Source organism: Serratia marcescens, from assembly GCF_001902635.1.
GTDB classification, from domain to species: Bacteria; Pseudomonadota; Gammaproteobacteria; order Enterobacterales; family Enterobacteriaceae; genus Serratia; species Serratia marcescens_F.
Genome location: NZ_MJAO01000013.1, coordinates 132,929 through 159,797, shown reverse-complemented (window position 1 = coordinate 159,797; position 26,869 = coordinate 132,929). Strand labels below are relative to the sequence as shown.

The 26,869-nt window shown below is 56.1% G+C and carries 27 protein-coding genes and 1 pseudogene; 5 read left to right on the top strand and 23 right to left on the bottom strand.

What is annotated here, in order from left to right; genetic code table 11:
* Positions 1 to 33: 33 nt before the first annotated feature.
* From BHU62_RS14830 to BHU62_RS14780, 10 genes are all read right to left on the bottom strand, one after another.
* A complete protein-coding gene (locus tag BHU62_RS14830; RefSeq protein WP_073532675.1) occupies positions 34 to 1,365 on the bottom strand; it encodes an MFS transporter in 1,332 nt (443 codons plus the stop codon).
* Between the two features lie 95 nt (positions 1,366 to 1,460).
* The gene (uhpB, locus tag BHU62_RS14825; protein WP_073532674.1) at positions 1,461 to 3,005 is read right to left on the bottom strand and encodes a signal transduction histidine-protein kinase/phosphatase UhpB; all 1,545 of its coding nucleotides are present in this window, start codon (positions 3,003 to 3,005) and stop codon (positions 1,461 to 1,463) included.
* Positions 3,002 to 3,592 carry a transcriptional regulator UhpA gene (gene uhpA, locus BHU62_RS14820; RefSeq protein WP_033645065.1) on the bottom strand — a complete coding sequence of 197 codons (591 nt, stop codon included), beginning with the start codon at positions 3,590 to 3,592 and terminating at the stop codon, positions 3,002 to 3,004. The genes uhpB and uhpA overlap by 4 nt, the downstream gene beginning before the upstream one ends.
* A 121-nt stretch (positions 3,593 to 3,713) precedes the next feature.
* Positions 3,714 to 5,408, bottom strand: coding sequence for a kdo(2)-lipid A phosphoethanolamine 7''-transferase (eptB, locus tag BHU62_RS14815; protein ID WP_073532673.1), 1,695 nt, complete (start codon positions 5,406 to 5,408; stop codon positions 3,714 to 3,716).
* 220 nt (positions 5,409 to 5,628) lie between these two features.
* Complete coding sequence (locus tag BHU62_RS14810) at positions 5,629 to 6,054, bottom strand: organic hydroperoxide resistance protein (protein WP_004934114.1); 426 nt, start codon at positions 6,052 to 6,054, stop codon at positions 5,629 to 5,631.
* A 159-nt stretch (positions 6,055 to 6,213) separates the two neighbouring features.
* Entirely contained in the window at positions 6,214 to 6,678 is a 465-nt protein-coding gene (locus BHU62_RS14805; RefSeq protein WP_073532672.1) for a MarR family winged helix-turn-helix transcriptional regulator, read from the bottom strand.
* 264 nt (positions 6,679 to 6,942) lie between these two features.
* Complete coding sequence (locus BHU62_RS14795) at positions 6,943 to 8,313, bottom strand: carbohydrate porin (protein ID WP_415915713.1); 1,371 nt, start codon at positions 8,311 to 8,313, stop codon at positions 6,943 to 6,945.
* Between the two features lie 152 nt (positions 8,314 to 8,465).
* Positions 8,466 to 9,869: a glycoside hydrolase family 1 protein gene (locus BHU62_RS14790; RefSeq protein ID WP_073532671.1), complete on the bottom strand. Its 1,404-nt coding sequence runs from the start codon at positions 9,867 to 9,869 to the stop codon at positions 8,466 to 8,468.
* A 14-nt stretch (positions 9,870 to 9,883) separates the two neighbouring features.
* On the bottom strand, positions 9,884 to 11,746 hold the full coding sequence (gene bglF / locus BHU62_RS14785) for a PTS beta-glucoside transporter subunit IIABC (RefSeq protein ID WP_073532670.1): 1,863 nt from the start codon (positions 11,744 to 11,746) through the stop codon (positions 9,884 to 9,886).
* A gap of 260 nt (positions 11,747 to 12,006) precedes the next feature.
* Positions 12,007 to 12,765, bottom strand: coding sequence for an SDR family NAD(P)-dependent oxidoreductase (locus BHU62_RS14780; protein WP_073532669.1), 759 nt, complete (start codon positions 12,763 to 12,765; stop codon positions 12,007 to 12,009).
* A 114-nt stretch (positions 12,766 to 12,879) separates the two neighbouring features.
* On the opposite strand from BHU62_RS14780, the gene BHU62_RS14775 reads away from it, so the two are divergent.
* Positions 12,880 to 13,743, top strand: a complete 864-nt coding sequence (locus tag BHU62_RS14775) for a LysR family transcriptional regulator (RefSeq protein WP_073532668.1) — start codon at positions 12,880 to 12,882, stop codon at positions 13,741 to 13,743.
* Between the two features lie 93 nt (positions 13,744 to 13,836).
* A complete protein-coding gene (locus BHU62_RS14770; protein WP_073532667.1) occupies positions 13,837 to 14,586 on the top strand; it encodes an NAD-dependent epimerase/dehydratase family protein in 750 nt (249 codons plus the stop codon).
* A gap of 57 nt (positions 14,587 to 14,643) precedes the next feature.
* Here BHU62_RS14770 and BHU62_RS14765 read toward each other — a convergent pair whose 3' ends face one another.
* The 12 genes from BHU62_RS14765 to BHU62_RS14710 all read right to left on the bottom strand — a co-directional run bounded on the left by BHU62_RS14765 (position 14,644) and on the right by BHU62_RS14710 (position 24,134).
* Positions 14,644 to 14,880, bottom strand: coding sequence for a DUF4282 domain-containing protein (locus tag BHU62_RS14765; RefSeq protein WP_019452598.1), 237 nt, complete (start codon positions 14,878 to 14,880; stop codon positions 14,644 to 14,646).
* A gap of 193 nt (positions 14,881 to 15,073) precedes the next feature.
* Entirely contained in the window at positions 15,074 to 16,240 is a 1,167-nt protein-coding gene (locus tag BHU62_RS14760; protein ID WP_073532666.1) for an MFS transporter, read from the bottom strand.
* 176 nt (positions 16,241 to 16,416) lie between these two features.
* Complete coding sequence (locus BHU62_RS14755) at positions 16,417 to 16,929, bottom strand: DUF962 domain-containing protein (protein WP_073532665.1); 513 nt, start codon at positions 16,927 to 16,929, stop codon at positions 16,417 to 16,419.
* Positions 16,930 to 17,147: 218 nt separating this feature from the next.
* The gene (locus BHU62_RS14750; protein ID WP_073532664.1) at positions 17,148 to 18,191 is read right to left on the bottom strand and encodes a virulence RhuM family protein; all 1,044 of its coding nucleotides are present in this window, start codon (positions 18,189 to 18,191) and stop codon (positions 17,148 to 17,150) included.
* Positions 18,192 to 18,278: 87 nt separating this feature from the next.
* Positions 18,279 to 19,112: a DUF4942 domain-containing protein gene (locus BHU62_RS14745; RefSeq protein ID WP_073532663.1), complete on the bottom strand. Its 834-nt coding sequence runs from the start codon at positions 19,110 to 19,112 to the stop codon at positions 18,279 to 18,281.
* A gap of 132 nt (positions 19,113 to 19,244) precedes the next feature.
* A complete protein-coding gene (locus BHU62_RS14740) occupies positions 19,245 to 19,613 on the bottom strand; it encodes a TA system toxin CbtA family protein (protein WP_047729506.1) in 369 nt (122 codons plus the stop codon).
* Between the two features lie 62 nt (positions 19,614 to 19,675).
* Positions 19,676 to 20,011, bottom strand: a complete 336-nt coding sequence (locus tag BHU62_RS14735; protein WP_073532662.1) for a type IV toxin-antitoxin system YeeU family antitoxin — start codon at positions 20,009 to 20,011, stop codon at positions 19,676 to 19,678.
* Between the two features lie 11 nt (positions 20,012 to 20,022).
* Positions 20,023 to 20,502, bottom strand: a complete 480-nt coding sequence (radC, locus tag BHU62_RS14730; RefSeq protein WP_043140854.1) for a RadC family protein — start codon at positions 20,500 to 20,502, stop codon at positions 20,023 to 20,025.
* A 182-nt stretch (positions 20,503 to 20,684) separates the two neighbouring features.
* Entirely contained in the window at positions 20,685 to 21,305 is a 621-nt protein-coding gene (locus BHU62_RS14725; RefSeq protein WP_073532683.1) for a hypothetical protein, read from the bottom strand.
* Positions 21,306 to 21,332: 27 nt separating this feature from the next.
* Positions 21,333 to 21,887 carry a hypothetical protein gene (locus BHU62_RS14720; RefSeq protein ID WP_073532661.1) on the bottom strand — a complete coding sequence of 185 codons (555 nt, stop codon included), beginning with the start codon at positions 21,885 to 21,887 and terminating at the stop codon, positions 21,333 to 21,335.
* 186 nt (positions 21,888 to 22,073) lie between these two features.
* A complete protein-coding gene (locus BHU62_RS14715) occupies positions 22,074 to 22,889 on the bottom strand; it encodes a GTPase family protein (protein WP_073532682.1) in 816 nt (271 codons plus the stop codon).
* A 270-nt stretch (positions 22,890 to 23,159) separates the two neighbouring features.
* The gene (locus tag BHU62_RS14710) at positions 23,160 to 24,134 is read right to left on the bottom strand and encodes a hypothetical protein (RefSeq protein ID WP_073532660.1); all 975 of its coding nucleotides are present in this window, start codon (positions 24,132 to 24,134) and stop codon (positions 23,160 to 23,162) included.
* Positions 24,135 to 24,479: 345 nt separating this feature from the next.
* Here BHU62_RS14710 and BHU62_RS25445 point away from each other — a divergent pair, with 345 nt between their 5' ends.
* From BHU62_RS25445 to BHU62_RS14695, 3 genes are all read left to right on the top strand, one after another.
* Positions 24,480 to 24,587 carry a YagK/YfjJ domain-containing protein gene (locus BHU62_RS25445; RefSeq protein ID WP_236720677.1) on the top strand — a complete coding sequence of 36 codons (108 nt, stop codon included), beginning with the start codon at positions 24,480 to 24,482 and terminating at the stop codon, positions 24,585 to 24,587.
* 374 nt (positions 24,588 to 24,961) lie between these two features.
* Positions 24,962 to 25,174, top strand: a complete 213-nt coding sequence (locus BHU62_RS14700; protein WP_073532659.1) for a helix-turn-helix transcriptional regulator — start codon at positions 24,962 to 24,964, stop codon at positions 25,172 to 25,174.
* 635 nt (positions 25,175 to 25,809) lie between these two features.
* Entirely contained in the window at positions 25,810 to 26,430 is a 621-nt protein-coding gene (locus tag BHU62_RS14695; RefSeq protein ID WP_073532658.1) for an inovirus Gp2 family protein, read from the top strand.
* Between the two features lie 50 nt (positions 26,431 to 26,480).
* On the opposite strand, the pseudogene BHU62_RS14690 reads toward BHU62_RS14695, so the two are convergent.
* Positions 26,481 to 26,732, bottom strand: a pseudogene (locus tag BHU62_RS14690) (integrase core domain-containing protein); the annotation flags it as partial.
* Between the last annotated feature and the right edge of the window lie 137 nt (positions 26,733 to 26,869).

The window sequence follows — 26,869 nt, the reverse complement described above, 5'->3', positions numbered from 1 at the left end:
GCGCTGCGCCGGGGGTTGCGCAGCGTATTTTACTCAGGCTTTGGCCGGTTTCAGCGCCGGCGTCTGCGCACGCAGGAACGGCAACAGGAACAGCGCCGACAGGCAGGCGGCGATGGAAATCACCACGAAGAAGCCGTTCCAGTGCCACACCTCCATTACCCGCGCAATCGGGTAACCGGACAACGCGGCCCCCAGGTAGGCGAACAGGCCGACGAAACCGGTCGCCGCTCCCGCCGCATCCTTGTGCGAGCACTCCGCCGCCGCCATGCCGATCAGCATCTGCGGGCCGAAGATAAAGAAGCCGATGGCGAAGAAGCAACAAGCCTGCAGCAGGTAGGTGACGCCCGGCATCAGCCACAGCGCCGCCACCGACAGGAAGATACCGATGGCGAAGATCAGGTTCATCGGGCCGCGGTTGCCGCGGAACAGTTTGTCGGAGCCCCAGCCGGCCACCAGCGAGCCGATAAAGCCGCCCACTTCAAACAGCGAAATGGCCGAGTTGGCGGTCATCAGCGAGTACCCCTTTTCCTGCGTCAGGTAGAGGTTGCCCCAGTCGTTGATCGCGGTACGCACGATGTACACCAGCACGTAAGAGACCGCCAGCAGCCAGATGTACTTGTTGGTCAGCACATAGCGCTTGATGATTTCGCGGTTGCTCAGCCCCTGGCCTTCCGACTCCTGCACCAGCTCCATGGCGTCGTTGCGCCATTTGCCGACGCTCGGCAGCCCCATGGTGGATGGCTTGTCGCGCAGGCGCCAGCACATCAGCAGGCCCAGTACCACGCCGATGATACCGGGAATAATCATGCCGTAACGCCAGCTGAAGTGCAGCGAGATAAAGCCCACCAGCAGCGGGATCAGCGCGCCGCCGACGTTATGTGAGGTGTTCCAAATCGCCCACCAGCTGCCGCGCTCGGAGCGCGAATACCAGCTGGTGAGGATTTTGGAGCACGGCGGCCAGCCCCAGCCCTGGAAGAAGGCGTTGAGGATCCACAGCGTGCCCAGCATCAGCAGCGACGAACTGAGGCCGAAGAAGATATTCAGCACCCCGGTCATGATCAGGCCCAGCCCCATAAAGTAACGCGGGTTGGAACGATCGCTGATCATGCCGGAAATGAATTTCGAACAGCCGTAGGTGATGTAGAACAGCGTGCCGAGAATGCCGACGTCGGACATCGTCAGACCCAGATCGCTCAGCATCGCCGGCATGATGAAGTTGAAGCTTTTGCGCGTGAAGTAAAACGCGGCGTAGCCGATGTACATGGTGCACATCAGCTGGATGCGCCAGTATTTGTAGCTGGCGTCGATCTGCCGTTGATCGGTGACCTGCGGCGCGTCCGAGCGGCTTTTAAGGAAAGACCACATGTGGAACCTCAGAGGATTGAATAAAGTGCCGCTATGATGCTCCGCGCGCGCGCGGGAGGCTTACGCCGGATTCCCGACGCGGTTAGGAGTTTTTCCTAGTTTTGCGTTTGCGCCGGCGAAACTGTGGGCAAGATCACACTCAAACAGGTGCCCCGTTCAGCGGTGAACCTCAGACTGCCGCCGAGGGCGCTGATGCGCTCCTGCATGCCGCGCAGGCCATACCCCGGCTGATGGTTTGCCGCATCGAAACCCGCGCCGTTATCGCGGATGGTCAGGGCGATCAGCGGCGCGGCGCCTTTGCGTGGCTGCAGGCGTGCGTCCAGTTCCAGGCGGCTGGCGCCGGCGTGACGGCACACATTGGTCACCCCTTCCTGGCACACCCGGTACAGCGTGATTTTTAGCGTTTCATCCAGCAGCTCGTCCGGCACCTGCCACTGCAGGCTGCTCACCAGCGACGCGTCCTGCGGCAGCGACTCCCGCAGCATCGCCGCCACCGCCGCCGACAGCGGCAGGTTGTTCAGCGCCGCCGGCCACAGCTGGGTCAGCACGTCGTGCACCCCGTCATAGACCCGCAGCGCCAACGCATCGATGGCGTCGGCGCAGCCGATCACCGCCGGCTCCGGCGCCAGGCGTTTGACGATGCTGGCCTGGGTGCGGATCACGGTGATGGTCTGCCCCACCTCATCATGCAGCTCGCGCGCCACCTCGCGCCGGGTTTGCTCCTCCGCCGTCACCAGCGCCCGCGCCAGCTGGCGGTTCTCCGCCAGCCGCAGCCGCAGTTGCTGATTCAGCTCGCGCTGGCGCTGAATGCCGGCGCCCAGCAGCAGTCCGGTCAGGCTTTGGGCCAGCAGCGACAGCAGCAGATCGCGGTGCGACTCCGGCTGCGGCGGCTCGTTGACCATCAGCGCCACGCCGTTGAGCAGCGTCGCCAACAGCGCGCCCTGCCAGCCGTAGCGGTAAGACATGAACACGATAGGAATGGCCAGGCAGAACGGCGCGAAACGGCGCAGCTCGGCGGCGTTCACCTGCTGCTGCAGCCAGATGCTGAACGCAAACAGCAGCAGATAGCTGGCCAGGTGACCCAGGCGCAGCTCCACCGGCTTGTGGATCAGCCCCGGCTCCAGCGGCACCCAGATTTGGCGCGCCAGATAGTGCCACAACAGCAGGCAGGTCGGCGCGATGGTGAAGCCGCCGGTCAGACCGAGCAACAGCGCGCGGGCGCCTTCGCCGCTCACCAGTTGCCACACCAGTGCCTGCAGCAAGGCGGCGGCGGCCACCACCGCGCCCTGTAACAACGGCCAGCGCCATTCGCTGTCGCTCTGCTGATGGCGCAATAGCCAGGGCGAGGCCAGCAGGCTGAGCAGCACCGTCAGCACCAGCACTGCCACCGACGCCCACAGCGCCGGGCCGTAGCCGAACTGGTCCGCCAGCAGCGCCATCAGCAGCAAATCGGCCAGTAGGATCCCCGGCCAGAAACGGTACGGGCTCTGCAGCAAAATGCCCATGCGCAGGCCGAACGGGAACAGCAGTAGCGCCTGCCACGGCGGGTCGATCAGCGCGGTGCCGATGCCCCACAGGCAAAACGCGCTGGTGGCGTAGATGAAAAACAGCGCCAGCTGGGTGATCAGGCGCTGTGTCACAGATTCAGCATCCGTCTGGCCAGCTCGACGTTGTTGGTAATGCCCAGCTTGGCGAACAAATTGGCGCGATGCACATGCACCGTCTTCGGCGACAGCCCCAGCGCAGCGGCAATTTCGCGCACCTCCTGGCCCTGCGCCAGCAATAGCGCGATCTCGCGCTCGCGGCGGGTCAGCGGATCCACCTTGACCCGCGCCAGCTGCTGCGCGATCTCCGGCATCAGGTAAACGCCGCCGCCGGCGACGGTGCGCACTGCGGTGATCAGATCTTCCGGCTTGCAGCGCTTGGAGAGAAAGCCGCTGGCGCCGCGCTCCAGTGCCATTTCCACCAGCGCCGGGTTATCGTGCATCGACAGCATCACCACGCGGATGCCGGAGGGAATATCCGCCAACAGATCCAACCCGCTGCCGTCCGGCATCGAAATGTCGCAGATGCAGATTTCCGCCTCCAGCCCCGGCAGGCCGGCGCGCGCCTGCGCTGCGCTGCTGAATTCACCCACCACCTGAATATCGGCCTCCAGCGACAGCAGCTGCACAAAGCCCGAGCGCACAATGTCATGATCGTCGATAAACGCCACGCGCAGGGTCATGGAAATCTCCGGTTAGAAGGGGGAAGTACGCGAGTATACCGTATGCACACACCGGAATAATTGATGAAGAGAATGTATTAGGTGAATTTACCGGGTGCGCAGGGCACCCGGCGGGAGAGGGTTACAGATGGACGGGCGCCGCTTTCGTCTGTGGCAGATGGCACCAGTTGTTCTTATCCACGATGCCGCCGTTCGGCGAGGTGTAGCCAAGGCAGCCGAGAATAGTGTCGAACAACTCGACGTGGCGGTGCGTTCTGCCGATACGCTGCTGCGCCTGCAGCTGTTCAAAGGCGCTGAGGTGTTGCGGGTTCTCGAGGAACGTATCAGACGCCCACACCATCATCGGCACGCGGAACTGCTCCGGCGGCGCCATGTCTCGCGGCGTGCCGTGCAGATGCATGTTCTCGCCGATCGACTCGCCGTGATCGGCGGCGTAGAACACGATGGCCTTCTTATCGCGCACCTGGTCTATCACATTGGCGATAAAGCTGTCGGTATACAGCACCGTGTTATCAAAAGCGTTGATCAGCTGCGCCTTGGTACAGGAATCATCCACCCCCATGCACTCCGGCTGATAGCGCGCATAGCTGCGCGGGTAGCGCTGCGAATACAGGTAATGCGAGCCTTTGGTGTGCAGGATAACCAGATGTTTGCCCTTCGGATAGCGCGCCAGAGATTCCTTCATTTCGTCCACCAGCAGCATATCGTCGACCGCCTTGCCGTCGTTGCGCTTCTCGGACGCGATCATCTCGCGGAACGCATAGTTGTCCACTTCGGTGTTGTTGTAGAACCACACTTCGCTCTGCATGGCGAACAGCTCGGAAGAGAAGCCCAGCTCTTTCAACACCGCGAATACGTTTTGCTCTTTCAGCGTGCGCTGCGGGTTATTCTCGGCGCCGCCTTCACGCACGAACATGCAGCGCAGCGACAGCTTGGTGGCGGTGTCGCACGACTCGCCGCGGAACGCCACCAGGTTTTTCTCTTTCGACAGCCGCGGCGTGGTATCGCGCTCGTAACCCAGCATGCCCATGTGATCCCAGCGCGTGGTTTCGCCGATGATGAACACCACGTAGGTGTCGTCGATGTCCGCCGGCGGCACATAGGTGAAGTGTTTGCCCGGGTCGAACAGCGTGCTCTGATCCTGGCTTTCGTCATAGCGGGTATAGGCAAACAGCCCCAGCGCCGACAGCCAGTTGGACGGCAGATACGAGTGCGCCACCACGCCGCCGTAGCTCGGCAGATCGACGTTGGCGAGCTTCTCCTGCACGCTCTGTTCGTCGTCCAGCATGCGCAGCGGCAGCCAGACCAACGCCACCACCGCCAGCAGCACCAGCAGCGGCTTGATGCGGTGACCGGGCGTTTTCAGCTGTTCGATCAGGGTGTAACGCAGGCTGTTCTTCCAGATCAGCAGCAGCGGCAAGGCGCTGAGCGCCACCATCCACAGCACGAAGTGCAGGCCGACCACTTCTTTCGACAGGTCAATATCGGTAGTCATCACCGACACCACGATGCCGTAGCCGATCACCACGTTGAAAAACGTCATGTAGTAGCTGGCGGCAACCGAAATCAGCACCAGCAGCGACGCGACGATACGATAAAACAACCGGCCGCCGAGCGACACCAACCGCATGATAAAGAAAGTGAACAACACGATGGCGATCACTTCCGTCACCGCAGAAATAAGCTTAAGCCCCTGAATGCCATGTGCAAGCGAATCAAAACGACGATAAAAAACGGACAGGTTTAAAAAGATGCCGATATAGATCGCTAACAATAACGATAAATTCTGCTGTGATAGCGATTTTATTTTGTTCATGTAGTGCGGTGGCTCCGGAGGGCGATAGCAGTTCTGAGTTTGTCAGACAGTCAATGCGGCTGCAGGTTCAGCCAACCGGCAATAAGCGTGATTTTGCAGATAGCAATCAAGAGAATTATCACAAAACGGGCATTTTTCGCCCCGTTGTGTGAGCTGGCAGCGGGAAAGAACAAAAAATGGAGGGAAGCCCCTCCATTTTCCAGAGCGTCGGCGAAAAACGTTATTTCACGTTCAGCGTCACGTCGATATTGCCGCGGGTCGCGTTGGAATACGGGCACACCACGTGCGCCTTTTTCACCAGGTCTTCCGCTACGCTGCGCTCGATGCCCGGCAGCGAAATATCCAGCTGCACTTCAATGCCGAAGCCGTTCGGGATTTCACCGATGCCGACGGTACCGTCGATCTTCGCTTCGGCCGGGATTTTGACCTTTTCTTTCGCCGCAACGAACTTCAGCGCGCCGAGGAAGCAGGCGGAGTAACCGGCGGCGAACAGTTGCTCGGGGTTGGTGACTTCACCGCCGGCACCGCCCATCTCTTTCGGTACGCCCAGTTTCACATCCAACACGCCGTCAGACGAGGTTGCACGGCCGTCGCGGCCGCCGGTTGCGGTGGCGTGAGCGCGGTAAACCACTTTCTCAATAGACATCGTTCATTCCTTCTTGCTGGTTGGCGAGATAACAGCGGCTTCAGTGGGCTAAAGCCGGTCACAGGTTTATCTTTTGCGATTAAATCGCGCACTACTTATTTTTGCCACTTACTAACAGTGTAGACCACCCGCGCCGTTCTTGCGTCCGGCGACGGCGGCTCAAATCTGATCGATCAGGCTGCCGCGCAGCTTTTCCAACTGCTGTTTGAGCGAGACGATTTCGTCCAGGCTGCAATCGGTGGCGCACATCACCGCCTCGGGCACCGATTGCGCCCGCTCACGCAGCGCGCGCCCGGCTTCGGTCAGGGCGATGATCACCTGCCGCTCGTCGGTGGTGGCGCGATAGCGCACCAGCAAACCGGCGGTTTCCAGCCGCTTCAGCAGCGGCGTCAGGGTGGCGGAATCGAGGAACAGCCGCTCGCCGATATTCGATACCGTCACTTCGTCGCGCTCCCACAGCACCATCATCACCAGATATTGCGGGTAGGTGAGTTCGAGCTGATTCAACAGCTTGCGGTAAACTTTATGCAGCGCCAGATTGGCGGAGTACAGCGCGAAACAGAGCTGCTGATCGAGCTGCAGCAGGTTCTTCGCGTTGGGTTGTTCGGTATCGATGCTTTTCATGCTTGTAAATATAAATAGCGCACGATGTAATCGCAAGCTATTTCTTTGCATTTTTTCATGCCGAGAAGGGGCGCAGGGAAAGGCAATGACGATATCGAGAAGTAGCACCTGCTGGAGGTGCTGACCGAAGGCGGCCCGACGCAGTGCCGTCAGGCCAGCCATATCGTTGAGCAAGGGTTGCTCAGGTTGCAGCCGCCGCACAGCGTGCCCGCCGGCGGGTTCGAACACGCCCGCCGGTGCTACCGCGAGAGCGGCACGGCCTGATCAGAAGGTCACCACCGTTTTCAACGCCGTCACCCAGGCGTCCTGCGTCTCGCTGACGCCCGCCGGATGATGCCAGTACTGCAGGCCCGGTTGCAGCTGCAGCCACGGCGTCACGTTAACGCGATAATAGAGCTCCGCCGTCACCGAGTGGCCCGGTACCGGCCGATAATTTGGATCGTGATAATCGCTGACGCCATTGATTTGGTTGAGATAACGCTGATTGTCTTTGTAGCGATCGCTCAGCTTCACCACCGAGACGCCCAGCCCCAGCCAGTCGTCCGGCCGCGCATCGAACAGCCCGCGATAACGAATGCCGGTCGAGGTGGACCAGTGCAGGTAGTTGCTGCGCTGATCCCCCAGCCCCAGGCTGTAGAACACGCTCAGACCGCGGTTGACGTCGTCCGCATGGCGCGTCACCTGCTGGTTGAAGCCGGTATACAGGAACCAGGTGCGATCGTGGCTGCGATAGCCCTGTGGATCGCTGGCGCCCGGCCCGCCGGACACCCCTTCATAGAGATCGCTCTGGCGCGCGTTGGTGAACAGCACGCCCAGGTTATACACCCCCGGCAGCTGGTTAACGGCGTGGGTTTTCAGCTCCAGCTCCATCGGCAACAGGAAGCCTTTGCTGCCCTTGGTAGACCAGCTCCAGGCGTGGCTGCGGCTGGGGGCGCTCGGGTTCTGCTCCATCACGCCGCCCTTGAGCGTCAGGCCGTCGGTCAGCTTGTACTGCAGCGTGGTGCCCCAGTAATGCACGTTCCAGTTGTACCAGGTCAGCGAGTTGGCGGACTTGCCGCCGCACAGCGTCAGCGTCTGAAAATCGCAGGGGATAATCTGATCGAAATCCTGGACCTTGTTCATCATGCCGATACGCCACTGCAGCCGGCGATCGAGGAAGGAACGGCTGAAGGTCAGCCAGCCCAGGCGGGTAATCGACTGCCCGCCAAAGCTCTCCTGCGACAAATCGGTCAGGCCGACGCGCGGATCTTGCAAGCGATCGCGGGTCAGGTTGTTGTCATGGTTGCGGTTGACGATATTGCCTTCGATCGCCGCGTCCGGAATGCCGGTCAGCGCCTGCAAATCCTGGCTGAAGGTCAGCGAGAATTGGTCGATGTACGACGCCTGTTTATCGTGGTTGTAACCGCCGCCGGCGTTATACGACAGCTGGCTGAGGTAACCGAGATTATAGTGGAAGCCGTGATCCTCCAGGATCGGCCTGATCCCCAGCATATCCCCCAACAGCCCAGGCTGTGGCGGCTCAAAGCCGAGCGCCACCCCTTCCCATTTGGCTGTGGGGGCTTCGACGTCCTTGCCGGTTTGCAGCGTTTCCGCCTGCGTCTGGCTACAGAGCAGCGCCAGCGCCGCCAGGGTCATGGAACGAGGTAATAAGCTTTTCATCATTATTATATTTCTCCGCATAACGGCTGACTGCGGGCAACAGCATTCCCTGGGAGAGAATTTCCCATCATAAACAGCAGCGATTAACGTTAAGGTTAACGCCCGGCGCTTGCCGCCGGGCTGAAGGTCTAGCGTCGGTCTTTCAGGCTGGCGCCATTGCTGTGGATCACATCGCGATACCAGTAGAAACTCTTCTTGCGGCGGCGTTCGAGGCTGCCGTTGCCGGCATCGTCTCTGTCGACGTGAATAAAGCCGTAGCGCTTCGACATTTCCGCCTTCGAGGCGCTGACCAGATCGATCGGCCCCCAACTGGTGTAGCCCATCACCTCGACGCCGTCGTCGATCGCTTCCGCCACTTGCACCAGATGGTCATTGAGGTAGTTGATGCGGTAGTCGTCGTGGATGCTGCCGTCGGCCTCGACGCGGTCTTTGGCACCCAGCCCGTTCTCGACGATGAACAGCGGCTTCTGATAGCGGTCGTACAGCACGTTGAGCAAGTAACGCAGCCCGATCGGATCGATTTGCCAGCCCCACTCCGAGCTGGCCAGGTGCGGGTTCGGTACCATATCGAGGATGTTGCCGCGTGCCGTTTCGTACTGCTCCGGGTCGGCGGTGACGCAGCCGCTCATGTAGTAGCTGAACGAGATGAAATCGACGGTTTCACGCAGCGCTTGCCGATCTTCATCGGTGATCGCCACCTGAATGCCGTTTTCACGGAAGAAGCGCTGCATATAGGCCGGATAGTAGCCGCGCACCTGCACGTCGCCGAAAAACAGCCAGTCGCGGTTTTGCCGCTGGGTTTCCAGCAGATCTTCCGGCTTGCAGCTCAGCGGATACAGAATGCCGCCCAGCAGCATGTTGCCGATTTTGCCCTCCGGCACGATCTCGTGACAGGCCTTCACCGCTCTGGCGCTGGCCACCAGCTGATGGTGGATCGCCTGATAGACGGCGCTCTTGTCGCTCTGCTGCGGCAGACCGACGCCGGTGAAGGGCGCGTGCAGCGACATGTTGATTTCGTTGAAGGTCAGCCAGTGTTTGACCTTGTGCTTGTAGCGTTCGAACACGGTGCGTGCATAGCGCTCGAAGAAATCGATGGTGCGGCGATCGCCCCAGCCGCCGTAGTTCTTCACCAGGCCGTACGGCATCTCATAGTGCGACAGCGTGATCAGCGGCTGAATGCCGTACTTCGCCATCTCGTCGAACAGCCGATCGTAAAACGCCAGCCCTGCTTCGTTCGGCGTATCTTCGTCGCCCTGCGGGAAGATGCGCGTCCAGGCGATCGAGGTGCGCAGACACTTGAAGCCCATTTCGGCGAACAGCGCGATGTCCTCCGGGTAGCGATGATAGAAATCGATCGCCACGTCCTTGATGCCGCTGTCGCCCGCCGTGCGCGGCGTGATGGCACCGAAGATGCCCTGCGGCTGCAGATCGGAGGTCGACAGCCCCTTGCCGTCGGCCTGATACGCGCCTTCTACCTGGTTCGCCGCTACCGCGCCGCCCCACAGAAAATGTTGCGGAAACTTGCCGTTCATCGCTTGCTCCTCAATTAACGTAATAAAGTCAGCAGCGGCGCCTGTTCCTGCACCGGAGACAGGCCGCTGGTCAACACGTCCACGTAGTCATCGCTGTTGCTGATGATGATCGGCGTGGTGGTGTCAAAGCCGGCGGCATGGATCGCCGCCTGGTCGAACTCGATCAGCAGATCGCCCGGGGCGACCCGCTCGCCTTCCCGCACGTGGGCGGTGAAATGCGCCCCGTCCAGCTTCACGGTATCGATGCCGACGTGGATGAGAATTTCCGCGCCGTCGTCTGATTCGATGCCGATGGCGTGTTTGGTTTTGAACAGCGACGCCACGCTGCCGCTCACCGGCGCCACCACGCGCCCTTGCTGCGGCGCGATCGCCACGCCTTTTCCCAGCAGGCCGCTGGCGAAGGTCGCGTCGTTCACCTGATCCAGTGGCACGATGTCGCCGGCGATCGGGCTGAGGATGGCCTGCTTGCGGTTAAGCGGCGCGGCGGCTTCAGGCTGCGCCGCGTCTTCCGCCGGCGCGACGCCGAACAGGTAGCTGGCCAGCGCGGCGAACACGAATGACAGCAGGGTGCCGCCGATCGCGCCCCATACCGTGGCGTCGATGCCGCCGCCGGGGATGATCTGCGCGAAGGTGAATACGCTCACCAGGCCGAACGAGTAGACCGAGGTATGGAAGTAGCCGATCACCGCACCGCCCAGCGCGCCGCCGATGCAGCCGAAGATGAACGGGCGCTTGTTCGGCAGCGTAACGCCGTACACCGCCGGCTCGGTGATGCCGAAAATCCCGGCGCCGATGGCCGAAGCGGACAGCGCCCGCAGCTTGGCGTCGCGGGTGCGCAGCATCACGCCCAGCGTGGCGCCGACCTGCCCCATTACCGCCGGCAACAGCAGCGGCACCATGGTGTCGCGTCCCAGCACGCTCAGGTTATTGATCATCAACGGCACCAACCCCCAATGCAGGCCGAAGATCACGCATACCTGCCACATCGCCCCCATAAAGGCGCCGGCGATGATCGGGTTAAAGGCGTAAATGCTCTGATAGCCGTTGGCCAGCAGGTGGCTGAGCCAGGTCGCCGCCGGGCCGATCAGCAGGAAGGTCAACGGCACGGTGATCGCCAGGCACAGCAGCGGCGTGATGAAATTGCGCAGCGCGCTGTGGATCACCCGGTTAAACAGCGGCTCCAGGCGGCAGGACACCCAGGCTGCGAAGATGATCGGGATCACCGACGAGCTGTAGTTGATGAAGGTCAGCGGAATGCCGAAGAAGTATTCGCGCACCGCCCCCGGCTGCTGCGCCGCTTCGAACGCCGCCATCATCAGCGGATGCGTCAACGCGCCGCCGATCGCCATGGTGACGAAGGGGTTGCCGCCGAATTTTTTCCCAGCGGTGTAGCCGAGCATGATCGGGAAGAAGTAGAACAGCGCATCGCTGGCGGCGAACAGCATTTTGAAGGTGCCGCCGCTCTCCAACAGCCAGCCGCAGGCCAGGCTCAACGCCAGGAAGCCTTTCAGGATCCCCGACGCGGCCATCACCCCGAGCAGCGGGGTAAAAATGCCGGACACCAGATCGATAAAACGGCTGAGCAGGTTGTCTTTTTTGCCGCCCGCGTCGTCGCTCGGCGCGCCCTCGGCCAATCCGCCGACCCGGTTCACCGCGTCGAACACCTCCGCCACGTGGTTGCCCACCACCACCTGGAACTGGCCGCCGCTCTCCACCACCATGATGACGCCGGGATTTTTCTTCAGCGCTGCCGCATTGGCACGAGTGTCGTCGCGCAGCTTGAAACGCAGGCGGGTGGCACAGTGCACCAGGCTTTTCACATTGTCGCGGCCACCGACGCCGGCCAAAATCTCACTGGCTAATGTGTCATATTTCATATGGTTATCCTTAGACTTCGCGTTCTGCCGCTCCCCTCCCCGCACTGGCCTGGCGCTGAGGCGGAATTCGGCGCAAAAAAAAACCTAAACCTCACGGCCTCTGCCCCATCGGGGAACAGAAACGCGAGGTTTAGGTTTTGCCTGCCGTAGCAGTAACAACCCTAAATCGGTTGAGTTATGACGTTAACACCGCAGATTTTGCCGGGGCAAGCCTTTGCGCCGGCAAATTGCCGAACTGTGATCGCTTATACAGAATGGCCTCAATGCGCGAAATAATGCATGCCGCCATCTACCGGGATCACCGCACCGGTGATATATCGCGCGAGCGGGGAGCAAAGAAACGCCGCCAGATACGCCATGTCTTCCGGTTCGCCGAAGTAGCCGATCGGGATATGTTGCGCAATGAACGCCTGGCGCGCCGCCTCAGACGGATACAATCGTTCCCGAACCTGTTCGCTGTTGATGCGCCCGGGTTGCAGCGTATTGACGGTGACACCCTGCGCAGCCACATCGCCGGCCAATCCTTTGGCCCACAGATGCAGCGCGCCCTTGGCGGCGCTGGCCGCGCTCAGGCTGCGCGGTTCCATCGAGCCGCTGATGTTGATCACCCTGCCCCAGCCTTGTGCCTGCATGGCCGGCAACAAAGCCTGAGTCAACCGCCGGGCCGGCGTGAAGTTCAAAGCGAAAGCGTCATTCCAACCACGATCGCTTTCGTCCAGCGCCGTGGGGTGAAATGCGCCGACCGCGTTGATCAGAATATCGACTGTCCCCAGCTGGCGCAGCGCCTGCGCCGCCAAACGGGCGAGAGCCTCAGGTTCGGTCACATCGGCAACGATCACCTGCGGACGCACTGCGCCTTGCCGTTCCACCTCATCCGCCAAGGCCTGCAACCGGTCACCGCGTCTTGCGGTGGCCACTACCGTGACCCCTTGAGCGGCCAGCACCCTGACCATGCCGGCGCCGATCCCTTCACTGGCACCCGTGACCAATGCCGTACGTTGCTGCAATCGCAAATTCATAAGAAACTCTAATTGAATAATTCAATTTAAAAGGAAACGTTCACACATTGAATCACGGCGTTATTCGTGTGAATATTCCCAAAAAATGCATCATCAATGTGCAGGAATTCACCGATGTTTGACTGGCAGGATTTAAAACACTTCGTGGCGCTGGCGCGCACCGGTTCGTTGTCGGCGGCAGCGCGGGAACTGGGCTGCGATCACGCCACCGTCGGGCGACGCGTAGCGGCGCTGGAACAGGCGCTCGGCCTGCGTTTGATCGTGCGCCATCCGCGCAGCACCCCGCTGACCCAGGACGGGCTGGCCATCGCCGGGCTGGCGGCCGGGATCGACGCGCAGAGCCAGGCCATTATCCGCCATGCGCGCAGCGCCGGCGCGACGCCACAGGCCAGCGTGCGCATCAGTGCGCCGCCGTCGATCGCCGCGCATGTTCTCGCGCCGCGCATTGCCTCATTTAACCAGGCTTTTCCACAGATCGTATTGACGCTGTCGGGTGAGTCGGCGCTCGCCGAGCTGGATCGCGGTGCAGCCGACATTGCCGTGCGCATGGTACGCCCACAGCAGCCGGAGCTGCTGGCACAGCGCATCGGCATGATGCGCTACGCGCTATATGCCGCACCGGAGCACGCCGCACTGCCCGACGCGGCACGCCGCTTTCTCGCCTATGACCATCACTACCGGCAACAGCCGCATCAGCAATGGCTGCAACAGCTGTTACAGGGGCGACCGGTGGTCTTTCAGGCCAGCGATCTGTTTTCACTGCAACAAGCGGCACGATCGGGGTTAGGTGCTGCCGTTTTGCCGACGTTTGTCGCCGATAACGATCCACATCTGGTTTCGTTGCCCACGGCAAGCGCCGCGCCAACGCGTGAACTTTGGCTGGTCACCTATCCCGATTTGGCGCGTACCGCCGCCGTGCGCGCCGTAATGACTTTCCTGGTTGAGACGCTGGGAAAAACATGCCCGCTTCCGGCATAAATCATCATATTCTCTAATATAAATACTGGACAAAAGTCACGCGGGGGATTATTACTGGTCAACACATAATCGATTTTAGGGATGACGACGGCCATGACGTTGCGGACTGAGTTGGGACGGATTCTGATCACCGGTGCCGGCGGCCGGGTAGCCACGGCGTTTCGTCAGGCGATGGGCGATCGCTACGCGCTGCGCCTGGCGGAACGAGACATCAGCCTGCTGCGCGATCTGCAGCCCGGCGACGAAGTCATCAGCTTCAACATCGCCGATCTCGACGCCTGCCGCGCGGCCTGCGCTAATATCGACACCGTGTTGCATCTGGCGGCCGATCCCTCCCCCGACGCCGACTTCTGCGGCTCGTTGATGGACAACAACATTCTCGGTACCTTCAATATCTTCCGCGCGGCGAAAGACGCCGGTTGCCGCCGGGTGGTGTTCGCCAGCAGCGCACAGGCGGTGGAAGGCTATCCGCTCGATTACCAAATCCGCCCGGATGACGCGCCGAAACCGAAGAACCTGTACGGCGCCAGCAAAGCCTTCGGTGAAGGTATCGCCGCCTATTTTGCCCATCAGGAAGGGCTTTCCGCGCTGTCGGTGCGCATCGCCAACTTCACCACCCTGAGCCCGGGGGATCGGCTCAGCGCCCGCGACATGAGCGCGTTTCTCAGCCATCGCGACGCCGCCGATCTGCTGGAGCGCTGCATTCGTGTCGAAGGGGTGCAATATGCGGTGGTGCACGGGGTTTCCAATAACCGCTACACGCGTTTATCGCTGGAAGAGACCCGTCGCCTGCTGGGTTACGCCCCGCAGGACGATGCGTTCAGCCTGCTCGGTTTTGAATAACACAGACGGGAAGGGAAGGTAAAACAACGCCGGGCGGCGCCCGGCGTCGTGGCACGATTACGGTTTTTCGGCGATCTTACGCAGATACTCGTTATTTTTAAACGCAATGATGATCATCTCGAACGCCACGCGCACAAACACGCCACCTACGATGATGCCGAACAGGCCGCGGAAGAACTCGCCGTAGAACATCATGCCGATACCGCTGATCAACACGCCCAACAGCGCCAGCCAGTAAACGGCGGTGATGATTTTTGGTGTCAGCATCGCATCGAAGAAGAAGATATTTCTCATTTGGATCTTTCCTTAGGCAGGTCTTTCATTATCCCAGAGGCGCCGCACCGAGCGGCGGCCACCTATACACAAAGATAATGATAGCGGCTAAGGCTTGAAGCCGAACAGATAAATAGGGCCGGGGTTTGATATCCGTTCATGTTTTATGCGGCAAACAGCGTGCGGCGAGTAAAAACCCGCCGCACGCTGTCGCTTAGCCGTTGGCGTAGACGACTTTTGCGGCAGTGCGGCTGGTGAACAACACCAACAGCAGCGCCAACCCGGCGATAATCGCCCCCATTACCGGCACGAAGCTGTAGCCCAGACCGGCAGAGACCACCGCGCCACCGGCGGCGGCGCCCAGCGCGTTGCCCAGGTTGAAGGCGCCGATGTTGACCGAAGACGACAGCCCCGGCGCTTCGCTGGCCACACGCATCACGCGCATCTGCAGCGGCGGCACCACCGCGAAGGTCGCCGCGCCCCAAATCACCATGCTCACCGCCGCGCCGATTTCACTGCGCGCCAGCAGCGGGATCAACAGCATGATGGCCACCAACAGCAGCAGAAAACCCTTCAGCGTCGCGCTCTCGGAACGGTCGGCGAATTTGCCGCCGAGGTAGTTGCCGATGGAGAAACCGACGCCGATCAGCACCAGCATCACGGTCACAAACAGCGGCGTCGCCTCAGTGATGTGATGCAATACCGGCGAGATGTAGGTATAGAGCGTGAACATCGCCCCCGCCCCCAGCACGGTGGTCAGCAGCGCGGTCAGCACCTGCGGCCGCACCAGTACCGACAGCTCGCGCTTGACGTCAGGGCGCGCACCGGCGCTTCCTTTCGGCAACGAGAACCACAGCCCCAACATGGCGATCACGCCCAACCCGGCCGTCGCCAGGAACGACATGCGCCAGCCGATGGTTTCACCCAGCCAGGTGGCGGCGGGCACCCCGCCAATATTGGCGATGGTCAGCCCCATAAACATGGTCGCCACGGCGCTGGCCTGTTTCTCTTTCGGCACCACGCTGGCGGCCACCACCGATCCAAGGCCAAAGAAGGCGCCGTGGTTCAGGCTGGTGATAATGCGCGACAGCATCAGGGTGGTGTAATCCGGCGCGATGGCCGACAGCACGTTGCCCAGGGTAAAGATCGCCATCAGGAAAATCAGCGCGCTTCTGCGCGCCCGGTGCGAAAGCAGCAGCGTCATCAGCGGCGCGCCGACCATCACGCCGACGGCATAGGCGCTGATCAACATGCCGGCCATCGGAATGGAGACGTCCACCCCTTTGGCGATGGTCGGCAGCAAGCCCATGGGAGAGAATTCGGTGGTGCCGATGCCGAACGCCCCTACCGCCAGCGCTAACAAGGGATAATTCACTTTCATGCAACAACTCCGGTTTACCGCTGCCGAAGCGCGGGAACAGTTAAGATGCCGAAAGTATGACATTGGTCACAGCAAAAATAAGCCGGTGAGAAGCTAAAAGACTTTTGCGATTTTGTTAAAAATGCGGCGGGAGGGGGCGGATATCAGCGTCCGTCACCGTAGGAATCAAGCCCACCTCATGCCCTCCCGCTGCGCACTTTTCCCGCGCGCATTTCGATGTTCCGCTGCAGTTCGCGCAGCCCGCCGGCCAGGAAGCAGGCTTCCGCCAGCACGAACAGCGGGCCGATGATAAGGCCCGTCACGTCGTCCATAAACGCCGGTTTTCGCCCCTCCCAGAAGTGCCCGACAAACTGAAACAGCCAGCCGATCACGAAGCCACCGATGCCGACGCTCAGCCACGCCGCCGTCGACAGCGACGCCACCCAGGCGCCGAATCCGAGGCACAGCAGCAGCAACGCCAGCATCATGGCGCCAAGGCGCAGGCTCAGCCGCAGGTAATAGAGGGCAGAGATGATAACCACCGCGCAGGCCGGCGAAAACGGCAGCCATCCCGCGCCCCATGCCGGCCGGGAAAGCAGCGTCAGCAAGCTGACAACGATCAGCGGGATGCCGATAAAATGCGTGGCGATATTGCGCGCATCGCGGTGATAGGCGGCATAAGCGGCAAGTTGATCTTCCAGACTTCGCATGTTGACCTCCGAATGCTGCGCGCACGGTCGAGCCTGTTCATTGCATTAAAGATAGCCGTATCGTTCAGCATAGGAAAATGGTCAGGGATTGGCGGAGATCACAGGAGTCGCATTTGATAGCCAGTTCCATTGAATTTACTCAGTTTTATCCAGTTAGATTTTGAACCATGCCCCCTATTATGCCCCCAAATGATTTTGCTTGTGGGGTTCAAGGGGCTTTATGGCTGCTTCTTGGTGTCTGTTTTCCACTGTAGTAAACCGGCGATATCCTGTTCCCCCGCAGCTTCTTTTAAGCGGCGCTGCTGCTCGGCATACTGGACGTATTCAGCCTGCGCTTTTTCATCTGCCGCTTTCTTACTGACCGTGCCAGCCCCTTGCAGAACGTCACGGTCGTTAAATTGCAGAAACTGATCCAGCTTATCCTGCCAGTCACGAAGGAACACTTGTTGACGGCGCCGCGCCTGATCTTCAGCGAAATCCAACCACATGTTGACCACGCGGTTGAGTTCGCTGACTTCGTCCTGATTGAGGTAATTTTTCGCCACCGTTACGTCGCTTTTGCGCACCTCCTCACCTTTATAGCTGCTCAAGCCCATATGGGGCTGGTTAGCGTCAGCCCGCTGATGGATAAGTTCGGCAGCGGTGTGGCCGGTGCAGGCAAAATGCAGCTTGTTTTGGATAGTTTGGAAAAACAACGTTGTCTCTTTAAGTGACGGCTGATAGTCGGCGGCTAATGCGAAGATCTCCCTAACCCGCAAATAAACCCGACGCTCACTGGCACGGATATCACGGATGCGCTCCAGCATCTCATCAAAGTAATCAGGTACAGCGGATGAACCCACGGGCGGATTTTTAAGCCGCTCGTCATCCATCACGAAGCCTTTGATCAGGTATTCCTGAAGAGTTTGGGTCGCCCACTGGCGAAATTGGGTGCCACGAGGCGAACGAACCCGATAACCGACGGCAAGAATAACGGGCAGGCTATAGTGCAGGATATTGCGACTTACCTGACGGGCCCCTTCCTGCTGAACCTGTAAGTAAGACTTACAGGTTGCGTTTTGTTCAAGTTCCGCTTCTTCGTAGATCGCTTTGATGTGCTGCGTAATCGCCTGGGGAGTCACTTGATAAAGATTCGCGATGGTCGCCTGGGGCAACCACAGCGTTTCTTGCTCAAAACGACATTCAACGCGCACTTCGCCGTCATCGCTGGCAAACATAACAAACTCACCTGCCGGTGATTGGGTTAAGTGCTTGTCTGTCATGTCGCCTCCGCTTTAATCTGACTTACCGTGCAGTAAAGCACCTAGTATGCCAGAGATCCATGTAGGAGCTCATTACGCGTATGGCGTTTATTTTGCAGGCAACATGCCTGGATAATGCTTAGCGATAATGTCGTTCATCTTCTCCACCAGATCTAACCGTTTGAACATCAGATGCGCGGTTCCCTTCTGAAAGTAACGAATGCTGAAGAAATCATCTTCGTACAACTGCACACCCGGATGATCGCGAATATGTTCCATTAGCCGGGTCGTGACATCACCGCGATTGTCAGGAATAGGTTTGCCATCCAGCAGGAAGAGCATACGCTCCAGATCCGTCAGTTGGTCACGACGCCAGCCCCAGTTCAGGCTAAAGCCCCAGCGATTGTGAGTGACCAGGTTATTGATGATGATCTTTTTTCCAAAACTACATGGGCTGTTAGTTTTGTAATCCCATGAAAGCCCCTTAAATACGTTGACCACCCCACGCTCAAAGACTTCACCTTTGCTGTGATGTAATTGTTCAAAGGTTGCCAGAATATTTTCCTCACTGATTTCCGGCAGCTCCCCCTCATCCAGATTTTTATACCACTCATCGCGGGACTGCGCGTCCATAAGAGAAATCATTCCGGACTTCAGCATCAGATCGCGCCAGATACTACAGTCGATATTACGTGTAATGGCCGAAATGGCCGTATCGACCCTTTCAGTCAACCAAGAGTCGTAACCGTGTCCCTGACGCATGGCCCAGTCCTTTGCCGTTCCCCCTCCGATACGGTTGGTCAGCGCAGATATCTCATCCAACTGGCGGATTAGGGCTGCAATCTGCGCCAGCGCGGCATTACGTCCAGATACGATACGTTCGATGCTGGTGGAACAAATCAACTCTGTATGGTCAGTTAAAACTTCGGGTTCAATCTGCATATTTCTTTCTCTATAAACGCCAACACCCGCCGGTTTAAGGGCGGGTGTCGGGTAGTGGTGGTATTAAAAACATGGTGGGCTGTTCTGCACTGGACGCCGGTAATCAGCATGCCTGCAGCAATCTGGACAGGTTCATGCTTGCTTTTCTCCCCGGATAACTGAGGTGATGGTCTGGTAACCCAGCCGGGTCATCAGGCCGGTGGCCCGACGGGCGCGGAGAATATCGATAGCCGTGATGAAGGGAGATTGTTCCCTATAGGAAAACCCCCGGCGATCGATGCGAACCAGGCCAAACTTTTCTACCGTGAAATTCAACGCATCAGCCAGAGAGATACCGGCATCAATATGTTCGTGGATCACGGTGTCATCACTGAACTCGGTATCGTTAAGCGCCAAGCCGTAATGCTGCTCCAGCAAATACGTGAGCATGGATTGCCAGACAACAACGGGTGATGGGCAACCGTAGGCCGCCCGTTTCGGGGTGACAGGTAAGGTCTGCATGTTGGTTATCTCGTAGTTAGCTACATGAAAGGGAGAAATCGATAGATATAAAAGGCGAAGATTTATGCAGTTGGTTGGGGAGTAGGATAAATAGCGAGATACACATAACCCTGTGATCCCAGACTGTCGGCTTCGCAGGTCAAGCCATTGCAATACAACGTGACGCAGTGCTGATAACGGGGATTGAGCTCACCAGAAAGCAGCATCAGTTCCAGGTGGTTGATGAACTGTGGGAAGGCGTTATCTACATCACGCAGCTGCGCGTCGCTGAAGGTCCCGCTGATCTCGGCACGGTCGGCCAGAAAATGCAGCCGGTCACCTTCCTGTACCAGGCGGGCACCCAACTGCGGAATGACGTTACGTTTGAGTCCCCAGGCCGGGGCAATGATTGATGGCATCGTATCGCCCCCTATAACAAGCCGTGTTCAGCAAACGAATACACCGACATGCCGCCGACAATACAGTGATCCAGTACCCTGACCTCAACCAATGCCAGCGCATCTTTAATCCTGCCGGTGATTTGCCGATCGGCAACACTGGGCTCAGCGTGGCCGGAAGGATGGCAATGCGCGAGAAGTACCGCTGCAGCATTGTGCTTCAGTGCCGCCTTCACGATTTCTCGGGGGTGGACTTCGGTGCTGTTGATACTGCCGGTGAACAACGTTTCGTGGGCCAATAGCCTGTGTTGATTGTCGAGCCAGAGCACCATAAATACTTCACGCTCCAGCCTAGCCATGCGCAATCGAAGCCAATCGCTGACGGTACCAGGTGAAGTGAATGAGGCTCCCGGTTCACGCAAATGGGCCTCCAGCAAGAACAGGGCGCGTTTGATAGTACGTTGTGTACTTAATGGCAGTTCAGTGACGGCCGGAGATAAGGTTAAGTTCATGAGGTTATTCCCGTTGTTTTCAGTCGTTCATAGGCATGATGTCACTGCATTCAGGGTTCATTGAGCGGTAGCGCAGGAGACGACTTGAAATAGGTCATCTCAGCGCCTAAAAACCAAAAACCCCGTCGCGATCGGCGACAGGGCTCTAAGTCAGTAGCAAACTGATAGCGGTAATTAATCAGCTAGAGATGATCAACAAGACGCTTGAGTGGTGATAGCTGACTATCGCCTGATTTGATGTCGCATGATGTGGTCTTGGCATTAACCAATGCCTTGCCCAGAGCGGGTGTCAACAATTTCGCCGGGTATTGGAAGCTGTACGCCAGCGGGACATGATCGAAGCTGCTGTCGTTGTGGTAAAAGTGAAAAACAAAGGTTCCTTCCTTACGCTTCTGCATGGCAGAAACCGCCTGTGCCAAATTAGCCGTCAGAAGGCTGTCCATCAACGTATCGGGATGATCGATACTGATGTTCATTTGATGGGCCCCGGCCGGGTAATACTGCAGAGTCATTCCCGTTGCCCCCTCGGCCTTATCACCATAGATATCTTTCAGGTAATACATGATGCCCAGACGTGCTTCATCGGCGTTGCAGGTGAGCCTGAATTTCTCAGTAACTTTTCCCTTCTTCCCCGTGATGATAAATTCATCAACGCCATCCATAATACGATCATGCTCAACCTGTACGTTGTCAGCCACCACATTCCGGTATTCCACCGGCTTAGGATCATAAGCCGCTGCACATACGACCTGGCTCAATAGAGCGCTGCCCAACAGGGTAAACATCATTATCACTTTCTTCATGTTCATCATCTCCTTGATAAAAATCACTTACTCCGAATCCGTTAGCGTGACGTAAATATTTCCGCCTGAGCGCACTTCTATCGTCAACGGCTCTTTTGAGCCGGTATTCAGCAAAGCCTGAGCCTGATAAAAACGCCCCGCCACCTCCTCTTTAATATCTGTGATACGGATACAGTGCTCCTCTATGCCCTGACGCTGCAAGATTTTAGTGACCACCGGGCAAGCACTTTGCGCCAACCGTTCGGTACCTGATTGGGTTTTAAAATGATTACCGGCCACAGCTGACAATACGGTACAAATCAGCCATACCTGTAACAAGCGCCAGGGCTTCCCCTGACGCTCGTCACGTTGACGCAGATAAACCATCGGCAACAGGAACCACACCAGTGAAGGGGCCGTTATCTCCTGCTTCATCAAGTTCAGTCGGTCGAGTAGCACCCAGACCAGGGAGCACAGCATATAAAGACCCAGCGCCACGTTCTGTGGGAGGAAAATAGCAGAGAACCCCCAGACGACAGGAAGGCCAATGGACAAACACCAGGCGTAGGTGTCCTGCTTGAGAAACGGATAAGGTTTCAACATAGAGAAATATTCCTTTATTAATAATTAATTAGAAAACAGTGGGATTAAACGACCTCCCCAGCGAGGGGATCGTATCGGGATGTAAAGAGGAGGGATAATCGTTAGTGAAGATCAATAAACCGAAACCGATCGTTGAAATCTATCGTTATTAACGATCATTATACGAAAAATAATAGTCAAAATCTATTATTGACCTATATTCGATCGGCGAAACAGATCGAACACAATGCAGGTTTCTCGGCATACGTTAAAGAAACGATGCCAAAGCAATTTGGCCAGAGAGATCAATCGATAACGGATCCGTGTTAACCAGGCTCTGAGTGCGTGAGACTCCAGCAGGGCCTCCACGCTGTTGTCAAAGATTTCACCCACAACACGGGCAAAGCCCTCCTGTGCCATGGTGGTCACCTTCTCCGTCCGATACACAGGTTCAAGCTGACGGGTGACCCCACTGCTGGCTTTATGCGGCAATGCGGCGATCAGGACTTCAACCCACAAGGCAATATTGAACCCCTCTGGAGCGGATACCGCTAAAACGGGATGAACAGGCGAAAACACAGTATTCACCTGAGCCACTTTTTCCTGCAGGTTCTTTTGTTGATGTAACGAAGGTTGGTGATTGATGACATCCCATTCCCGACAAGGCTCAATTTTATCCGCCTGGTTAAGGACGAAGATAAACCGGGTCGGGTCGGCACCGTGCGACACCAGCTGCCTATAACAACGAATATCGTCATTCCAGGCTCGGTCGTCGGCTTTGAGTACCCAAACGATCAGGTCCAGTTTATTCAGCCAATGTCGGTACAGGCGTGCATACACCGGGTCGAATGCCGGGGATTCACCGATACCCGGAAAATCCACGATGTGCAAAGCCTGCGAAGCGAGACGGAACGGATAGCGCTGCACCTGACGGGTACCCCCTTGGATTACACTGACTCGGGCAGGCGGTCGCGTAAATAGCGTATTGCACAAGCTGGACTTACCTACGCCAGTCTTTCCCATTATGCCAATGACGGGTTCGTAGTGTATACACTGTTGTATCCGGTCGAAGACGGCATGCGAGAGATGTTCAGGCAGAAGGGATAAATGTCGCTTCAGGGCACGAGTGCCTTGTTCAGTATTATTAGGCATGAAACCTCCGAGTATGAAATGAATGGGTATGCCAACATCACTGCGAATGTTTTCATGGAGGTAATATCGGTCTGATATTTTTTTAAATTGAATTTCAGACCGTATTTCATACCGAAATAACACATGCTAAAGGAACTATGTTCAGGGGTAACGTTGTCGGATTTGTTTTGCCTCTATTTTAGCGTTTATCCCTCTAACACGATCGTCTATCAGCATTTCTATAACGGAGATTTTATCTGAGCGATAATAATTAACTAGAAATGCCAGGTGTTTTACGTGTTCATCACTGAGCTCTTCCCTTCCTTTACGTGCAGCCTGCTTTTGTCGAAAGGTTTTTTGATAAAATGCCTTGTTCAGTTTCGCAATTGCCTTCGTCTGAGTGTCATTACCGATTTCCCACAGGTCGAGCAGGGCGTAAAACGTGTGAAAGGCTTCTTCCGAATTAACCGGCGAAGGGAGAGTTACCGGATTGAGTGGGTTACTTTCTTCAGTATGATAATCTTGTTGGTATTTTTTTAATGAGCGATATGCCCATATACAGTTATCTGAATCATCAGGATTGAGCCATTTTAATCTATTCAGATTAATCGCATGTTTACGCCAGAGGTTAAGATTTGCAGTCAACCAGCACCGAATTGCTGGTGTGTTAGCTGTATTCATACAAAGGTAATCAATAAAAGCGACGATGTATGTGAATCTTTCATGGTGGCTGGATGGGGTGTCAGGAAGTTTAAAATCCCTATACCAGAAAGTATATACATTGTTACTCAATTCTTTATTTATGCTCTGATTGCATTTCTCATCCAGGCAAAGGCGCCCCCACATCCAAAACGTAGCCCGTGTGTCACTTTCCAACCAGACAAAATTTTTATCCGCGAGAATTGTCGTACTAAGGGCTAGCTCCATACCCCGAATGAACGTTTGACGCGTTTGCGAGTCAGGTAAGTAGATCTCTAGGGCATCATTAATGATGCGGCAGGAAAGAGGCGTATCCGGATTGTTGTCATCAAACACAAGATGTCTGCTTTGTGGAATATTATTTTGGATGTACTTGAAGAAAAAACGACAGGCTCGGATATCACTTGTCCTGATGTTAAGACGGCTGCTGTCTACCATTAATAATCACCTATTTTTACTGTAATTTGATCGAATGCCCACCACCAACCATACGTTCTATCATGATGTTTTTATGATGTAAATGCGTAGCAATATTTTTCACATCGTATCATTTCAGTAGTGAAATAGTGTGATTATGAGTTAATTTAGTAACTAATTCGTAGTTTTTTTAAATGATGTCAGGTAACAATTTAACCTCTGAAACCGGAAAAATGGCGTTGATGGCCCCCCCCCATTGAAGCCTTTACACCGGCTATCCAGTCTCGCTTCTGCGCCGTGTTCAAACGAAGAAAGAAAAAGAACCCTGCCAAGTAAGTCCATGGATCCGACCTACATTTCATCAGGGTGAGAGAGAACAATCAGTACGGGGAAAAGATCCACTATCACGTACTGCTGATGTTTAACCGAGATGCCTTCTGGCGGCTGGGGGAGTATCAAGCCTGGCAGACCTGATTAAGTGTGTTGAAGCTGAATACCGTACTCTGGTCTCGTTTCCGGGAAAACCCTGGTTATTACTGGGGCCACAGATGGCTGTCAGGCGGTGCTTCAGCACATTGATTACACTGTAAAACACCGAACCAAGCAGTACAGCAACAAGGTACGTACATTGGGATGTTCAGTCTCTGCGCAAAGGGCTTTAGATGGGAACTAAAAACCGTTAGGAAACATCCTGTCGAGATTTCGGGTAATGCAAACGCATCACCATTCTGAATATTAGGATGATCAGTACTTTTTTACACGGCCTTCCATCCACTGAGGAAGGCTGCAACAGAAACCTGAAGACAGTTATTCCTCCTTTAACTAATTGACTTAAAGGAGATTTAATCATGAACACCAACACACCATCCCTTATGAATGATAAGCTTGTCGATATGGCGTTTATCACTGGTTTCACGCAGCTTACAGACAAGTGGTTCTACAAGCTGATTCAGCTTGGCGAATTCCCAAAACCTATAAAACTGGGGCGAAGTTCCCGCTGGCTTAAGAGTGAAGTGGAAGCTTGGATACAGCAGCGTATAACTGACTCGCGTGGTAACTGAGTATGCCTGTAAAAAAGAAAGGCTGTACCATCACCAGTGAGGTCTGGCAGAAGCCCAAAATGGATTGAGCAGGAGTGGCTTCATTAACGCTTCCGGTTTTTCAGAAAACAAGGCTTTCTTTTATGACTTTTAATTGATAACCCTGGAGTAAAATTTAAGCATCATAAATATATCAAATCGCCGCCTAAAAGGCACTATAAATCAATTCCATCCAATCTCAATACAGTATATATATTACATATATATGCGAATATACATACACAGTAAAACATACATAAAGACATGCGTGGATAATTTAATAAATATATAACAACCAACAAATCAAGGAGTGGTAAAATTGAATTAAATCAACCTTTTTACCAATGATGTTAATAACACATTAAAATAGACACGAGTGAAATATAATAAGTGGGAAATTAAAAATACCATTATTATTTATGGTATGGTTTACATCTCGCAATCGCCATTAAATCGTGATGGCCATCAATCTTCACACTAACGACAGTTGATAAATACCCTACAGCACCATGCCTTTTGACCTAATGACACCTTAAATCTCATTCGTGCATTCATCACTGCCATTTGTTTTGGCAGGGCCTGAGAACGTCTGAAATATGCCCACAGGAGCAATCTTTATGACCAACAGTAAATTTGGCCCCCTGAACTCTGACTATATGAATCGTATGACTGAAATCATCAACAAAGCAACAAAAACCCATGTCAGAACATCCGTTTTCACCTTCGTACTCAGACTACCTGAGTACCGTGATACAGGTGACAGTATTGCCTGTGCCCCTAATCTGAAGACCGGATTAATGGAACGCTTCACAGGGGCGCTGAGGGCGCGTATAGCAGCCCATCAGCAACGACGTAAACGGGAAAAGTCCCAGGTATGTCCAACGGACCTGAGACACGTATGGGTACGTGAGGTGGGGAGCAGCGGTAAATCTCACTATCACGCAGCGATATTCGTTAACAAAGATACTTTCAATGGCTTAGGGGATTATTCGAAGGAAGAACATAACCTAGGGAGCTACATCTGCGAGGCCTGGCTAAGTGCATTAGGTCTACTCGACTTTCCTGAGTACAGAACGCTGGTTTCCTTCAACAACACGCCACACTATCTGGAGAGTCTTCGGATGGACCGCTTTGGGCAACAGTACCTAGGATTACGGAGCCACCTGAGCTACTTTGCCAAAGAACACACCAAGGTTTACGACAAGGAAGAACGCTCATTCGGGGGAAGTGTCAGATAAGCCAACAGTGAACAGCACCGGTTTTCCGGGAGAGGGTTAACTCAGAAGACTTAGGCTGCCAGATTGTTAATGTTTCTGGAAGCGTAATATGCTTTTTCGGATTCCAATGGTGGTATGTAACCAATGAGTTCGAGCAATCTGCGATTATTATACCAGTCCACCCATGCCAGGGTCACCAGCTCCACTTCTACGTGTTTTTTCCAGCTCTTACGGTGTATCACCTCCGCTTTATAAAGACCGCTGATACTCTTAGCCAGTACATTATTGTAAGAGTTACCATTGCTACCTGTTGATGCCAGTAATATATCGATGGGGAAATATCCAGTTCAGGCCAATGACATGTCAGTTTCCTCATCGCTTCCTCAGTTCCAGTTGTGACCCGCTTTTGAATGACTTTTTCTATCAGAATAGGGGGATATATACGAGCTCTGATTTACGC

Excerpts from the sequence above, each read along its gene's own strand:
- BHU62_RS14740 (WP_047729506.1), bottom strand. The coding sequence starts at position 19,613 with ATGCAGACCTTACCTGTCACCCCGAAACGGGCGGCCTACGGTTGCCCA.
- BHU62_RS14765 (WP_019452598.1), bottom strand. The coding sequence starts at position 14,880 with ATGAGAAATATCTTCTTCTTCGATGCGATGCTGACACCAAAAATCATC.
- BHU62_RS14735 (WP_073532662.1), bottom strand. The coding sequence starts at position 20,011 with ATGCCATCAATCATTGCCCCGGCCTGGGGACTCAAACGTAACGTCATT.
- eptB (WP_073532673.1), bottom strand. The coding sequence starts at position 5,408 with ATGAACAAAATAAAATCGCTATCACAGCAGAATTTATCGTTATTGTTA.
- BHU62_RS14750 (WP_073532664.1), bottom strand. The coding sequence starts at position 18,191 with ATGACAGACAAGCACTTAACCCAATCACCGGCAGGTGAGTTTGTTATG.
- BHU62_RS14790 (WP_073532671.1), bottom strand. The coding sequence starts at position 9,869 with ATGAACGGCAAGTTTCCGCAACATTTTCTGTGGGGCGGCGCGGTAGCG.
- BHU62_RS14720 (WP_073532661.1), bottom strand. The coding sequence starts at position 21,887 with ATGTTGAAACCTTATCCGTTTCTCAAGCAGGACACCTACGCCTGGTGT.
- BHU62_RS14830 (WP_073532675.1), bottom strand. The coding sequence starts at position 1,365 with ATGTGGTCTTTCCTTAAAAGCCGCTCGGACGCGCCGCAGGTCACCGAT.
- BHU62_RS14805 (WP_073532672.1), bottom strand. The coding sequence starts at position 6,678 with ATGAAAAGCATCGATACCGAACAACCCAACGCGAAGAACCTGCTGCAG.
- BHU62_RS14795 (WP_415915713.1), bottom strand. The coding sequence starts at position 8,313 with ATGACCCTGGCGGCGCTGGCGCTGCTCTGTAGCCAGACGCAGGCGGAA.
- BHU62_RS14775 (WP_073532668.1), top strand. The coding sequence starts at position 12,880 with ATGTTTGACTGGCAGGATTTAAAACACTTCGTGGCGCTGGCGCGCACC.
- BHU62_RS14770 (WP_073532667.1), top strand. The coding sequence starts at position 13,837 with ATGACGTTGCGGACTGAGTTGGGACGGATTCTGATCACCGGTGCCGGC.
- BHU62_RS14780 (WP_073532669.1), bottom strand. The coding sequence starts at position 12,765 with ATGAATTTGCGATTGCAGCAACGTACGGCATTGGTCACGGGTGCCAGT.
- BHU62_RS14710 (WP_073532660.1), bottom strand. The coding sequence starts at position 24,134 with ATGGTAGACAGCAGCCGTCTTAACATCAGGACAAGTGATATCCGAGCC.
- BHU62_RS14725 (WP_073532683.1), bottom strand. The coding sequence starts at position 21,305 with ATGAAGAAAGTGATAATGATGTTTACCCTGTTGGGCAGCGCTCTATTG.
- BHU62_RS14760 (WP_073532666.1), bottom strand. The coding sequence starts at position 16,240 with ATGAAAGTGAATTATCCCTTGTTAGCGCTGGCGGTAGGGGCGTTCGGC.
- BHU62_RS14700 (WP_073532659.1), top strand. The coding sequence starts at position 24,962 with ATGAACACCAACACACCATCCCTTATGAATGATAAGCTTGTCGATATG.
- uhpA (WP_033645065.1), bottom strand. The coding sequence starts at position 3,592 with ATGACCCTGCGCGTGGCGTTTATCGACGATCATGACATTGTGCGCTCG.
- BHU62_RS14755 (WP_073532665.1), bottom strand. The coding sequence starts at position 16,929 with ATGCGAAGTCTGGAAGATCAACTTGCCGCTTATGCCGCCTATCACCGC.
- radC (WP_043140854.1), bottom strand. The coding sequence starts at position 20,502 with ATGAACTTAACCTTATCTCCGGCCGTCACTGAACTGCCATTAAGTACA.
- BHU62_RS14695 (WP_073532658.1), top strand. The coding sequence starts at position 25,810 with ATGACCAACAGTAAATTTGGCCCCCTGAACTCTGACTATATGAATCGT.
- BHU62_RS14715 (WP_073532682.1), bottom strand. The coding sequence starts at position 22,889 with ATGGGAAAGACTGGCGTAGGTAAGTCCAGCTTGTGCAATACGCTATTT.
- bglF (WP_073532670.1), bottom strand. The coding sequence starts at position 11,746 with ATGAAATATGACACATTAGCCAGTGAGATTTTGGCCGGCGTCGGTGGC.
- BHU62_RS14745 (WP_073532663.1), bottom strand. The coding sequence starts at position 19,112 with ATGCAGATTGAACCCGAAGTTTTAACTGACCATACAGAGTTGATTTGT.
- BHU62_RS14810 (WP_004934114.1), bottom strand. The coding sequence starts at position 6,054 with ATGTCTATTGAGAAAGTGGTTTACCGCGCTCACGCCACCGCAACCGGC.